Source organism: Nocardiopsis sp. FR4, assembly GCF_009830945.1.
Taxonomy (GTDB): domain Bacteria; phylum Actinomycetota; class Actinomycetes; order Streptosporangiales; family Streptosporangiaceae; genus Nocardiopsis.
Window position 1 is genome coordinate 86482 of the sequence record NZ_ML776456.1, and the last position, 12520, is coordinate 99001.

12 protein-coding genes are annotated in these 12520 nt (G+C 74.2%); 6 read left to right on the forward strand and 6 right to left on the reverse strand.

What is annotated here, in order from left to right; all coding sequences use genetic code 11:
- Positions 1 to 194: 194 nt before the first annotated feature.
- Positions 195 to 1283: a zeta toxin family protein gene (locus tag FYW95_RS04080; RefSeq protein WP_160050015.1), complete on the forward strand. Its 1089-nt coding sequence runs from the start codon at positions 195 to 197 to the stop codon at positions 1281 to 1283.
- Here the strand turns inward: FYW95_RS04080 and FYW95_RS04085 are convergent.
- On the reverse strand, positions 1261 to 2304 hold the full coding sequence (locus FYW95_RS04085) for a R2-like ligand-binding oxidase (protein WP_159943551.1): 1044 nt from the start codon (positions 2302 to 2304) through the stop codon (positions 1261 to 1263). The genes FYW95_RS04080 and FYW95_RS04085 overlap by 23 nt on opposite strands.
- A gap of 201 nt (positions 2305 to 2505) precedes the next feature.
- Between FYW95_RS04085 and FYW95_RS04090 the strand changes: the two genes are divergently transcribed.
- Entirely contained in the window at positions 2506 to 2742 is a 237-nt protein-coding gene (locus FYW95_RS04090) for a hypothetical protein (protein WP_159943550.1), read from the forward strand.
- Positions 2743 to 2748: 6 nt separating this feature from the next.
- Here FYW95_RS04090 and FYW95_RS04095 read toward each other — a convergent pair whose 3' ends face one another.
- The 4 genes from FYW95_RS04095 to FYW95_RS04110 all read right to left on the reverse strand — a co-directional run bounded on the left by FYW95_RS04095 (position 2749) and on the right by FYW95_RS04110 (position 6025).
- A complete protein-coding gene (locus FYW95_RS04095; RefSeq protein ID WP_159943640.1) occupies positions 2749 to 4395 on the reverse strand; it encodes a DNA repair helicase XPB in 1647 nt (548 codons plus the stop codon).
- A 121-nt stretch (positions 4396 to 4516) separates the two neighbouring features.
- A complete protein-coding gene (locus tag FYW95_RS04100; protein WP_201294672.1) occupies positions 4517 to 4948 on the reverse strand; it encodes a DUF4190 domain-containing protein in 432 nt (143 codons plus the stop codon).
- A gap of 62 nt (positions 4949 to 5010) precedes the next feature.
- Entirely contained in the window at positions 5011 to 5490 is a 480-nt protein-coding gene (locus FYW95_RS28815; RefSeq protein ID WP_370462401.1) for a hypothetical protein, read from the reverse strand.
- 91 nt (positions 5491 to 5581) lie between these two features.
- The gene (locus tag FYW95_RS04110; protein WP_159943549.1) at positions 5582 to 6025 is read right to left on the reverse strand and encodes a CD225/dispanin family protein; all 444 of its coding nucleotides are present in this window, start codon (positions 6023 to 6025) and stop codon (positions 5582 to 5584) included.
- A 200-nt stretch (positions 6026 to 6225) separates the two neighbouring features.
- On the opposite strand from FYW95_RS04110, the gene FYW95_RS04115 reads away from it, so the two are divergent.
- Positions 6226 to 7092 carry a CPBP family intramembrane glutamic endopeptidase gene (locus tag FYW95_RS04115; RefSeq protein ID WP_159943548.1) on the forward strand — a complete coding sequence of 289 codons (867 nt, stop codon included), beginning with the start codon at positions 6226 to 6228 and terminating at the stop codon, positions 7090 to 7092.
- Positions 7093 to 7131: 39 nt separating this feature from the next.
- On the opposite strand, the gene FYW95_RS04120 is transcribed toward FYW95_RS04115, so the two are convergent.
- Positions 7132 to 9636, reverse strand: a complete 2505-nt coding sequence (locus tag FYW95_RS04120; RefSeq protein WP_160050016.1) for a helicase-associated domain-containing protein — start codon at positions 9634 to 9636, stop codon at positions 7132 to 7134.
- Between the two features lie 176 nt (positions 9637 to 9812).
- Between FYW95_RS04120 and FYW95_RS04125 the strand changes: the two genes are divergently transcribed.
- The 3 genes from FYW95_RS04125 (at position 9813) to FYW95_RS04135 (ending at position 12430) form a co-directional block, all read left to right on the forward strand.
- Positions 9813 to 10598 (forward strand): hypothetical protein, encoded by a 786-nt coding sequence (locus tag FYW95_RS04125; protein ID WP_159943546.1) that lies wholly within the window; start codon positions 9813 to 9815, stop codon positions 10596 to 10598.
- 506 nt (positions 10599 to 11104) lie between these two features.
- On the forward strand, positions 11105 to 11488 hold the full coding sequence (locus tag FYW95_RS04130; RefSeq protein WP_159943545.1) for a cold-shock protein: 384 nt from the start codon (positions 11105 to 11107) through the stop codon (positions 11486 to 11488).
- 186 nt (positions 11489 to 11674) lie between these two features.
- A complete protein-coding gene (locus FYW95_RS04135; RefSeq protein WP_159943638.1) occupies positions 11675 to 12430 on the forward strand; it encodes a DUF3027 domain-containing protein in 756 nt (251 codons plus the stop codon).
- Positions 12431 to 12520 lie beyond the last annotated feature (90 nt).

Here is a 12520-nt window from a genome sequence, read left to right on the forward strand (position 1 = left end):
CGGACACCCGCGTCCCGCCCCGCCCCTCCTCCCCACCGGCCCCGCACCCGGTGGCCGTGTGCGGCCAAGGGGGCCAAACCCCCCTCCCGCCGCGCGCCGACGCACTAACATCCCCCGTGTCGGCGGCGGCGAACCGGTCGGCCCCGGACCCCTCCGGGCCCGGCCGCCAGGGAGGTTGCGGAGAGGTGTACGGCATGGCGGTGGCGGACACGACGGCGCGGAGGGGCACGACCCTCCTGGGGGACAGCTCCTGCGGGGGCTTCCCGCCGCAGACCGCGGCCCAGCGCGAGGCCCGCGAACAGGCCCACAACCTCTACAGCGCCGCCGTCGGCGCGTGCCTGAGCCGGGTCGGCTCCGACCCCGGACTCCGCGAGCGCGCGGCCGCACTCCTGGCGGAGGAGGCCCGGCTGCCCTTTCTCACCCCCGAGGAGGTCGACCGCGTCAACCGGGAGCTGCCCGCGACCGTCGCCGAACTGCGGGCCGAGCCGGTGCGCCCCCGCGACGGTGCCACCCCCCAGGACCCCGGCCGGACCCTGACCGACGCGGACCTGGCCGAGCTGTTCGACCTCGCGCTGCGCGAACGCCTCACCGGGGCGGCGCGCGAGGAGCCCCGCCTCCTGCTCCTGGGCGGCCAGCCCGGTTCGGGAAAGTCCACCCTGCAGCGCCTCCTGCCGCCCGTCCTGCCCGAGGGGACCGTCAGCTACGACGGCGACGACCTGCTGCGCCTGGCGCCCGACTACGAGTGGGCGATGGCCGCCGACGACCGCGCGGCCTCCGCCTCGCTGGCCCGGCAGGTCGGCGGACTGCACGGGCTCGCTATGGAGCACGTCCGCGCGGGCCGGGCGGACGTGGTGTGCAGCCACCCCCTCGGCCGTGCCGACTGGGCGGCCTCCTGGGTGGAGGGCTTCCGCGACGCCGGTTACCGGGTGGAGGTCGCCTTCGTGGCCACCCACACCTCCAACAGCAGGTTCGCCGTCGCCGACCGCTACGCGCGGGCCCGCGCGCACCAGGGCTTCGGCCGCTGGACGCCCGAGTCCGACCACGATCGCTTCTACCTGGGCCTGCCCAACACCGTGGAGTTCCTGGAGACCCACCAGCTCGCGGACTCCGTCTACGTCCTCTCCCGCGACGGCGAGGTGCTCTACGCCAACCACCTGGAGGTGGGTGCCTGGCGGAACGAGCCGTTCGGCAGGATCGCCCTGGAGGCCGAGCGCGGACGCCGGGAGCTGTGGCACGCGGAGGAGGCGCCCCCGGGCGCGGTCAGCGTGCTTCCGGCGAACTGACCCGCCCCCGGGCGGCGACCCGGCCCATGGCCTCCCGGTCCTCCTCGCCGAACCGCTCCTCCAGGTCCTCGGGGCTGGCGTCCAGGTCGATCCGGGCGACCGGCACCCCGCGCGCGGACTCGATGGCGCCCAGCCGCCGCAGCGCCCGGTCCCCCGCGTAGCGGACCAGCTCCCCCGGAGACAGCTCGTAGCGCTGGGAACCGGGGTCGTCCGAGGGCTCCTCGCCCCGCTCGACCGTGGCCATCACGTACGGCAGCAGCTCGTCCAGCCGCTCGCGCACCACGTCCCAGTTCGCGTCGTCGGCCGCCACGTGGCGCCGGCACGTGAAGGTGCCCCACGCCATGTGGCGCCGTTCGTCGTCGCCGATCCGCCGCACGACCTCCCGCATGCCCGGAAAGATCCCCCGCGCGGCGCACACGTGGTTCCACGCGTAGTACCCGGTCAGGGCCAGCGACCCCTCGATGACGTGGTTGTAGGTCACCGAGGCCCGCACCTGGTTGCGCGGGCTCGGGTCCTCCAGCAGCCGGTCCAGCGCACCGGGCAGCTCCTCGTAGAACAGCGCCCGGTAGCCGGGGTTGGCGTCGACGTACCCGTGCAGGTCCTCCCGCACCCCGATCGCGTCCAGCCACAGCCGGAACGCCTGGACGTGCTTGGCCTCCTCGAAGGCGAACTGGGCCAGGTACATCTCGTCGCCCAGCCTGCCCTCGGCCGCCATGGCCCGCACGAAGGGCTGGATGTCCTCGGTGACCGCCTCCTCGCCCGCCACGAAGAAGGCGCACAGGCGCAGGATGCGCGTTCTGGCGGCCTCGCCCAGTCCCTTCCAGTCCTCGGCGTCCCGGCTCAGGTCGATGTCGGCCGGGTCCCAGAACCTGGCGTTGCCCTTGGCGAAGAGCCGGAGCGGCAGGGAGTCCCAGTTCAGACCGCCGCCGCGCAGGGAGTGGAAACCGGTGCGCCGCTCCGCGGAGGGCGGGGCGGAAGGGCCGGGGGCGAGGGTGCTCTCGGGGGCGGGGGACTCGGGCATGGGTGACCTCCTGGGGGCTGTCGTGCCCTCATGATTGGACACGAGTGGGGTTCGTGTAAAGGGCGCGGAACGGCACCGGGGAACGCCGATACGCGCCCGGAGAGGGGGAAACCGGGATCCGGTCGGCGTCCTTGCTGATCCGCCTCCTCCGAAACGGTACGGTCAGGGAGTACCGACCGCACCGAACGATCGGGGAACGACGTGTTCTGTGGTGATCCCGGCACCTCCGGCTACACCGCGTGCGCCGCCCAGACCCAGCTCTTCGCGCTGGCCTCCGCCATCCCCGCGCTGCTCGGCCTGGCCCTCCTCGTGGCCGCCTTCGCCGCGCCCTCCGTGCGGGGCGACCGCGTCCTGCGCACCCGCACCCTCAGCTACTCCCTCGTGGCCTGGGTGATCGCGGCGGGCACCTACGTCATGGGCGTCCTGCCCTCCGTCTGAGCCGGGTCAGAGCTCCTCGCCGGAGAGCAGGTCGGCGGCGTCGGTGATCCGGTAGGCGTACCCCTGCTCGGCCAGGAAGCGCTGCCGGTGCGCCGCGTAGTCCTGGTCGAGCGTGTCCCGGGCGACCACGGCGTAGAAGCGGGCGGCGCGGCCGTCGGCCTTGGGGCGCAGCACCCGGCCCAGCCGCTGGGCCTCCTCCTGGCGCGAGCCGAAGGAGCCGGACACCTGCACCGCGACCCCCGCCTCGGGCAGGTCGATGGAGAAGTTCGCGACCTTGGACACCACCAGCGTCCGCAGGTCCCCGGCGCGGAAGGCGTCGAAGAGCCGCTCGCGCTCCTTGTTGCGGGTCTCGCCCTTGACCACCGGCGCGCCCAGCGACTCGCCGAGTTCGTCCAACTGGTCGATGTAGGAGCCGATCACCAGCACCTGTTCGCCGGAGTGGCGCTCCACGATCTCCCGGACCACGGAGGTCTTGGTCTCCGACGAGGCGCAGAACCGGTAGCGGTCCTCCGGCTCCGCGGTCGCGTAGGCCAGCCGCTCGGACTCCGACAGGTCCACCCGGACCTCCACGCAGTCCGCCGGGGCGATCCACCCCTGGTTCTCCATGTCCTTCCACGGGGCGTCGTAGCGCTTGGGGCCGATCAGCGAGAACACGTCGCCCTCCCGGCCGTCCTCGCGCACCAGGGTCGCGGTCAGGCCCAGGCGCCGCCGGGCCTGGAGGTCGGCGGTCATGCGGAAGATCGGAGCGGGCAGCAGGTGCACCTCGTCGTAGACCACGAGCCCCCAGTCGCGGGCGTCGAACAGCTCCAGGTGCGTGTAGACGCCCTTGCGCCGGGCCGCCATCACCTGGTAGGTCGCGATCGTGACCGGACGGATCTCCTTGCGGCTGCCGGAGTACTCGCCGATCTCGTCCTCGGTCAGCGAGGTGCGCCGCAGCAGCTCCGTCCGCCACTGGTGCACGGAGACGGTGTTGGTCACGAGGATCAGCGTGGTCGCGCCGGTCATGGCCATCGCCGCCGCGCCGACCACGGTCTTGCCCGCGCCGCAGGGCAGCACCACCACGCCGGACCCGCCCGCGTGGAAGCTCTCCGCCGCCTCGCGCTGGTAGCCGCGCAGCTCCCAGCCGTCCTGGACCAGGTCGATCCGGTGCGCCTCGCCGTCCACGTACCCGGCGAGGTCCTCGGCGGGCCAGCCGATCTTCAGCAGGGCCTGCTTGAGGTTGCCCCGCTCGCTCGGGTGCACGGCCACGGAGTCCCCGCCCAGCCGCTCGCCCAGCATCCCGCCGAGCCTCCTGGAGCGGACCACCTCCTCCAGGACCGCACGGTCGGAGGACTCCAGGACCAGGCCGTGCACCGGGTCGCCGACCAGCCGCAGCCGTCCGTAGCGGTCCATCGTCTCGGCGATGTCCACCAGCAGGGAGTGCGGCACCGGGAACCTGGAGAACCGGATGAGCGCGTCCACCACCTGCTCGGCGTCGTGCCCGGCGGCGCGGGAGTTCCACAGCGCCAGCGGGGTGATCCGGTAGGTGTGCACGTGTTCGGGAGCCCGCTCCAGCTCGGCGAAGGGCGCGATGGCCCGCCGGCACTCGTCGGCGAGCTCGTGGTCGACCTCGAGCAGGAGCGTCTTGTCGGACTGGACGATCAGGCAGGACACACGGACCTTCAATCTCACGGGTCGGGGGCGGTCCCAGGTGCAACGACTTCGGACCCCCGATCATGCCCCGGGAGCATAACCCCCGGGGCGCCGGGCCCGGACGCCGGGCGGTGCCCGGACGCTAGGCGGTGGCCACCGCGATCACGATGACCACCGCGCAGAGGACGATCAGGCCCACGCTGACACCGTTGGCGATCCACGCGTTGCGGACGTCGCGCCCGGCCTTCTCCGGGTCCGAGGCGGACGAGAGTGCCATCGAGGCGAAGACGATCCCGCCGATGGAGGGCAGGGCACAGCAGGACAGGACCATGAGGATGGACACCACCAGGGCCGCGATGGCGCCGCCCTGGTGGGGAGGGGGGCCGTACGCGGGGTACCGGGGTCCGATCGTGTAGGGGCCCGCCGGGTCCTGGTGGGGCGGGACTCCGTAGCCGCTCGCGGGGCCGTATCCGCCGTACCCGCCGGTCGGGTCCTTGTAGGGCTCGGCGCCGTACTGGTTCGGCGCGCCCGCGTACGGGTCGTCGGGGGGACCGGTGCGCCAGTTCTCACTCAAGGTCGTGGCTCCATGGCTCGTGCGGCGCCGGGGCGCCGGTGGGGAAGGGGAGGGGCGCGGGCTCAGTAGGTGAGGAGGAACATCACCGCGAAGATGACCGCCAGCGGGATCGTGAACAGGACGAACAGGGCGGCGTAGGCGAAGGTGCAGGCCCAGGTGTAGCGGATGTACCGCTCCACCGCCGCGGGGTCGGCGAGCCTGGTCAGGGCCGCGATGCCGAAACCGATCCCGGGCAGGTTCACCGCCAGCAGGAAGAACCAGTATTCCAGGTAGACCATCAGGGCCGGACCGGCCACGCTGAGCACCGCCACCACCAGCGCCGCCACCGCGCCGCCCACGCGGGCGGGGGGACCGGCCGGGGCGGGCGCTCCCGGCGGCTGGGCCGGGTCCGTCGGCGGGGGCGCCGACAGTTCCCGGAGCCCCGTCGGCTCCCGCCGCGCGGGGGAGGCGAGCGGTCCGCGCGGCGCCGCGGCGGAGGACGCGGGAGCGGAGCCGTGCTCCCTCTCCCAGAAGGCCCTGGGGCCGCCGCTGCCGTTCGTCACCACGTGCCCTGTCTCCCCGTCACCTGTCGCGTACCCGCGTTCGCACCCTGTGCAGAGGCGTTGCCCGTCGGGCGGGTTCGCCAAACACCGCTCAGTAGTTGTTGACCGGTACGATCCCCCCGATCCACGAGCCCGCCTGGGTGAACACCACCAGGGTCAGCACCGCCATCACGAAGAGCATCACCCCGGCCGCGCCCAGGCAGTACCAGGAGTAGCGGGTCAGCGTCTCTGCCTGGACCGGGCGCCCCCGGTCGCGCGCGTGCGCGGCGCGCACCGCGAACACGATCCCGGCGATGCCGAACAACCAGTTCGCGCAGCACACGAAGGTCACGGCGTGCAGGATCAGGGCCATCGTCGAACTGCTGGAGCCGCCCGGCACCCGGCGGTCCCCGAGCTCCGCCCCGCGCCCGTCGCGCTCGGACTCCCGCTCGTCGCGGTCGTGTTCGGACTCGCGGCTCCTCCCGCGCCCGCGGTCGTCACCGCGGCCGTGCTCGCGGGGGGACGATGCCCCGGGGGGCAGCGATGCGTTGCTCATGGGGGTTCTCTCGCTGTCGGTGGGTGACCAACTCGACTCCAGCCTAGCCCGCCGGTTCGCGCCCGTCCCGCACGCGACCGTCGCGGGCTCCACCGGAGGGACCGGTGAGGGCACCCCGACACCGGGCCGGGGACGGTTCGGGGGAGGTCTCGGTGGGGTCCCCGATGGACCGGCCGCGGATCCGGGCGGATGCTGACGGCATGAACCTCGCGCACACGAACGCCACGACGGGCAGGGCACGCCCCCACCTCCTCGTCCGGGTCGCCGTCGTCATGGCGGCGACCCTCCTGGTGTGGCAGGTCATGGGGTGGATCAGTGATCGTCTCCCGGAGGGGCCCCAGGCCGGACTCCGGCACTGGGTGAACGCCCTCACGGTGTTCGTGCTGGCCGTGCCCGTGGTCTGGCTGGCCCGCCGGTACCTGGACCGGCGGCCGTGGAGCGGGCTCCTCCTGGCCGGCCGGGGATGGGCGCCGCCGTTCCTGGTGGGCGCCGCCTCCTGGCTCGTGCCGGGCCTCCTGGGGCTCACGGCGGTCCTCCTGTCCGGAGCGGTGGAGGCCGTCCCCAACCGGCCCGCGGCCGAGGCCGCGGCGGTCGTGGCCGCACTCGTGGTCCTGGTGCTGCTGTTCGAGGCCGTGCCCGAGGAGCTGATCTTCCGCGGCTACCTCTTCCGCAACCTCAACACCGCCCTGCCGGGATGGCTCACGGTGCTGGCCCAGGCCGCGCTCTTCACCCTCTTCGGGCTGGCGCTGTGGATCCCCTCCGCGGGCTGGGGTGTGCTCCCCGAACGGCTCCCGCTGTTCTTCGGCATGGGTGTGGTCCTGGGCTGCCTGCGCCTGGTCACGGGGAACGTGTGGGCCTGCGTGGGCTTCCACGTGGCCTTCCAGACCGTCGCCCAGGCCCTGCTCACGGGGTACCTGTTCACGATCGGGGGAGAGGAGGGACTCATGATGCTGGCGGTGTTCGCCAGCCCCTTCGTGTTCGCCGTCCCGGTGGCCATGCTCCTCACCCGCGACACCGGCACCGGACGGTGGAGCGGACGCGTCCCCGACCCGGCCCGGACCTCCTGACACCGGTGGAGGACGGCGGGGCGGCGAAGGAGCGCGGCCTCAGTTCCGCCGGGTGTCCTCCGTCCGGGCGTCCTCCGCCGCCGGGGGGTCGGTCTCCAGCTCGGCCACCGCGGTCACCCGGTGCACGGCGAACCGGTGCACGGCCGCCCGCGTGGCGTCGTAGGCGGTCAGGAAACCGCCGTCCACCCCCGACGGTTCCACGATCCGGCTCACCTGGCGGCCGTCGGTGTCGGTGTAGCCGATCCACACCCGGCGCCCCTCGCGCGCGGCCCCGGCGAGCACCTCCAGCACCGCCGCCGAACGCGAGCCGGGCGGACCGTCCTCGGGCAGCGGGACCGGCCTGCGGGCCGCCGTGGCCGCCTCGTCGCCGGCGCGCAGGGCGCGTACGGCGGCGTCGGCCGTCTCCCTCCGCTGGACGCCCTCCCCCGGCCCGGGCGGGACCCCGACCGGGTCCGCGCGCCGCGCCTCGGGGCGGCCCAGGCGCATCGCGCCGTCCCCGCCCTCGGGCACCGGGTGATACCCCAGCTGGCGCAGTCGCTCCACCAGTGCCGCCCGGCTCACCCGGCTCGCCACCACGGTCGGAGCCAGCCGCAGCAGCCCCAGGTCCTGGGCCCGGCGGTCGCTGACCAGTTCCTCCAGCAGGGCGGGTTCGTCGCAGCGCAGGTAGCTCGACGCGGTTCCCGCCCGCAGCCGGCCGTGCCGTCGCCCCACGTCCGAGACCAGGTACCGCAGCGCCTGGGGGATCGGGGTGCGCGAGTGCCGTTCCAGCAGTGCGGTGATGTCGGCCACGCCCCGGCCGGCGTCCAGCGCCCGGCGTACCGAGTCCTCGCTGAACCGGTACACCGTGGCCCCGCCCGTGGACTCCACGTCGGCGACCAGCGCCAGCTCCCGGGCCAGCCCGGTCACCAGGGGCCCCGGGGCCACCGCGGTCAGGTCGCCCTGCACCAGCACGTAGTCCAGGGGCTTGGGCAGCTCCCCGGCCAGGATCCGCGCGGCGGACTCCTCGTCCCCCTCCAGCAGCGGCCGGACGTGGTCGGCCAGCGCGCCGAGCCCGGTCAGGCCGAGCACCGCCGCCTCGGCCGAGGCGGCCGCCACGAGTTCGGCGTAGACGGGGGACTGGCGGCGCGGGCGGCGCCAGGCCAGGCGCGCCGACAGCGAGTCCGCCAGCGGCGCGAACCCCGGGTCGGCGGTGCCCAGCTCCTCCAGCAGGTCGCGTCGGGCCTGGGCTGCGGCCGGGCGCACCAACCCCGGGCCGAGCAGGTTGCGCACCCGCCCGCCCGAGTCGCGCGAGCCCGCCAGCGCGGCCACCCGGTCGCTCTCCAGCCACGCCGCCGCCAGCCGCAGCCACCGGCGCTCGGGCGGGCTCTCCCGCCACAGGTCGTACGCGCGGGTGGGCAGCCACTCGCCCTCGATCCGGTCGTCGGTACCGAGCAGCCCCGCCGCGTGCGCGGCCTCCACGAGCAGGGCGGCGGTGGACTCGTCGGTCTCCATCACCCGCGCCGCCCGGCGCAGGTCGCGCACCCCCATGCCGCCGTTGCGCAGCACCGCGGCCGGGTCCTGCGACCAGTGCTCCAGCAGCTCCTCCACCGAACGCAGCACCGTGAACGCCTGCCCGGCGGCCGCCCGGGAGACGGTCTCCGCGGAGTGCCCGGTGCCCGCGAACGACGGCGGCTCGATGGTCACCTCGCGGAACAGCGGGCCCGAGCGCAGGAACAGCCCCACCTCGCGCGGCAGCGTCAGGGTGTCGTCCCCGCTGGGCAGCAGCAGGGCGCGGGCGATGAGCGCGTCGACCGGCGAGGCCGCGCTGGACAGGTCCACCTCGCGCCGGGCGTCGGAGACGGTCCCGTGCGGCGGCCCCCACGCCATGCTGTCCAGCAGCCTGCGGGCCTGGGTGTCCTCGCCGACCTGGCCGACCAGCGCCGCCACCCGCCCCGGATCGGACAGCAGCGCGGCCACCGCCTCCACGGGGGTGCTCGCGGTGCTGTCGGGGGCGAGGTCGTCGGCGAGCCGCTTGGCGGCGCCGGGCGGCAGCGCGGCCAGCAGCACCCGGGCGGGCGGGCCGAGCTGCGCGGGGTGGGGCAGCACGTCCCGCAGCACCTGCACGGGGCGCAGCCGTCCCCGGTCGGGCCAGACCAGAGCCAGCCCCAGCAGGGTGTCCAGCGCGCGGGAGAGCGGGTCCTCCCGCCCCGCGGGGGGCGGGTCCAGGCGCAGCGCCCCGGCCAGGTCGGCCGCGGGCACGCCCACGGGTTCGCTGAGCCGGTCGTCGCCGAGCGCGACCACCGCCTCCAGGACCTGGAGGGTGAACCGGTCCAGGCGCTCCAGGACCCGCAGCACCGTGTTGCGGGTCGTGGCCCGGGAGGCGAGCGCGCCGATGTCGGCCGGGACCGGCCGGGCCAGGTCGGGGCGGGCGCGCAGGAGCTCGGAGAGCTCGGCGTCCGACCGGCCGCGCAGCCAGGAGGTGAACGTGGGAGGACGGTGCGGTCCGGGGGCCGCGTCGTCCCCCGGGGCCGAGACGTCCGCGTCGGACGGTGCGTTGTCGGTCATCGCCTCAACGCTAAGCGATTCCCGCCCCGGTGTTCGCGCGAGTCCGCTTTGTCCTCGTGTGACGTCCGGTGCCACACCGTATTCGACCCACGCGATCGCGGGCCGATGCCGAAGGCCGTGCCCGAAACACGGGAAAGGAGCTTAAAAGCCAGGTCATCGTAGGCCAATATGGGTTCATGACCCAGCGCTCGGAGCAACTGGTACTGGACTATCTGTCCGAGGTCGGCCTGGAACTGCACGGTCGGATGACCGCGCGGGAGCGCACCGCCTACCTCGCGGGTGTGCGCTCGCGCATCGACGCCCGCCGCGCCGCCGCGGGCCGGGACGACGCGGACACCGTGCGGGGGATCCTCAGGGGCCTGGGGACGCCGCGGGACCTGGTCGAGCGGGAGCTCTCCGGCCGCGACCTCGACATCGAGGACGACGAGCTGATCCCGCCCAGGCCGCGCCACGCCGACCGGCCGCCGCCGCCCTGGCGGGGCGGGCCCAGCCGCGGCCTGATGTCCCTGGTCGAGGGGCCCCGCCAGACCGAGGTGCACATCCGGGGCCGCCGCGCGGACCGTGCGGGGGAGCCCGCGCCGAACCCCGGGCCCCTGCGCGGCCTGGCCTCCGTCGTGCGGCACACCCCGGCCGAGGCCGTCGCCCTGGCCCTGCTCCTGGTGTCGGCGCCCTGGTGGTGGAACCTGTCCTTCCTGTGGGTGCTCAGCGCCGCCCTGATCCTGCTCAGCCAGGTGTGGCGGGGCCGGGACAAGTGGATCGGCGCGGGCCTGCCCCCGCTGGCCTGCGCGGTCGGGATGGCCCTGTGGGGCGGTGAGGCCGAGTTCGTCGACCAGTACGTCCAGGAGTCCCTGGCCGGGACCGGCGTCGTCGGGCTGGGCCTGGCCTCCCTGGTGTGCGCGGTCTACCTCTACCCCAGGGCCCTGGGCGCGGCCCGGGCCGCGGAGGCCTCCGCGCGGACCTGAGGCCGAAGCCGACGCCCTCCGCCGCGTCCTCCCTGCTCAGGGGCCGCCTCCCGGGTCATTGCTTGGCAAACGCTGGGGAATAACCTTTTCCGGTCGGCACGTGACCGTGCGTCCCGACACGCGGATTCGGGTAGTCATGTCGGTACACCGCCTCTTTCGCTTCAGGCGGTCGCGTCAGTACCGGTGACCCGGTCTCCAGCCCGGTCGCCACCCTGCGTCGAGGCGGCCCGCGTTCTCCGCCGAGTCCCGTCCCACGCTCCGCACCCAGCGGATGAGGGGCCGCCGCCGACGCCGAGGCCCGGATGATCCGCATCCGGGCCTCGTCGCGTGCCCGGGCCCCCGCGTGCCGAGCCCCGTGACTTATGCCCTCGCGCCGGTCAGCCCCCGGGCACTACCTTGGATACACCCATGGAAACCAGGGGCGCTCCGGGAACGGGCGGACGGCGCGGATCCCACCGTGCCCCTCTCCTCCCGGGCGCACGTCACTGAAAGCATGAGGTCACCAGGTGCCCACCGGCAAGGTCAAGTGGTACGACGGCGAAAAGGGCTTCGGCTTCCTCACCCGCGACGACGGCGGTGAGGTGTTCGTGCACTCCTCCTCTCTTCCCAACGGCACCACGTCACTGCGCCCCGGCCAGCGGGTCGAGTTCGGCGTGGCCGAGGGACGCAAGGGCGCGCAGGCGCTCCAGGTCAAGCTCCTGGAGACCCAGCACTCGGTGGTCAAGGCGCGGCGCAAGAAGCCCGACGAGATGGTGGTCATCACCGAGGACCTCATCAAGCTGCTGGAGGGCCTGTCCAACGGCTACCGCCGGGGCCGCCACCCCGAGCGGCGGGAGGCGGCCAAGATCGCCTCCGTGCTGCGGGTGGTCGCCGACGACCTGGAGGCCTGAGCGGCGGCCGGGGCCCCGGACCGGCGCTCCGAGCGCGCCGTGTCCGGGCCCCGGTCCGATCAAGAGCTGGTATCGGGCGAACCTTGACCCTCGTTGTGGTCAAATCGGTGCCGCCGATCAGTGAGAATGGGAAACGTGAGCCCTTCTCGACGTTCTCCTGTACCGGACAAGGCATGTTTCGAGGCGGTGGATCTGGCCCGGTCGGTGGCAGCCGAGGCCGGGCGGCCCGAATGGGTGGGTGAGCACCTCACCCCGCAGGTCGAGGACACACGCCTGGTCACCCACTACTTCACCTGCCTGGACCCCGCCTACCCGGGGTGGAACTACGCCGTCACCGTGGTCCGCGCCGCGCGCGCCAAGCAGGTCACGGTCAACGAGGTCGTTCTGCTGCCCGGTGAGGGCGCCATCGTCGCGCCCGAGTGGGTTCCGTGGAAGGACCGGCTGCGCCCCGGCGACGTCGGCGTGGGCGACCTGCTGCCCACCGACGAGGACGACGAGCGCCTCGTGCCCGGCTACGCCCAGGTGCCCGACGACGAGCTGGACGAGGAGGGCGTGGACCGGCAGATGGTGTGGGAGCTGGGCCTGGGCCGACGCCAGGTGCTCTCCGAGGTGGGCCGTGAGCAGGCCGCCGAGCGCTGGTACAACGGCGAGGCCGGTCCGCGCAGCCCCATCGCCGCGGCGGCGCCCGCGCGCTGCCTGACCTGCGGTTTCATGACGCCTCTGGCGGGTGAGCTGCGCCAGATGTTCGGCGTGTGCACCAACGAGTACGCTCCCGACGACGGCAGGGTGGTCTCGATGGACCACGGGTGCGGTGCCCACTCCGAGGTGCGCCGTCCCGAGCCGCGAGGCGAGCCGGTCCGTCCGGTGATCGACGAACTGGGCTACGACCACATCGTCTTCGACGACACCGCCGAGCTGGAACTGGTCTCCTCCGACTCCTGAGCGCGCGGCGCCGAGCGCCGCCGCGCCGCACGGTCACGCCCTGGCCCCGCGCCGTCGTGGGCTAGGGTCGGTTTACCGCATCCGATTCCG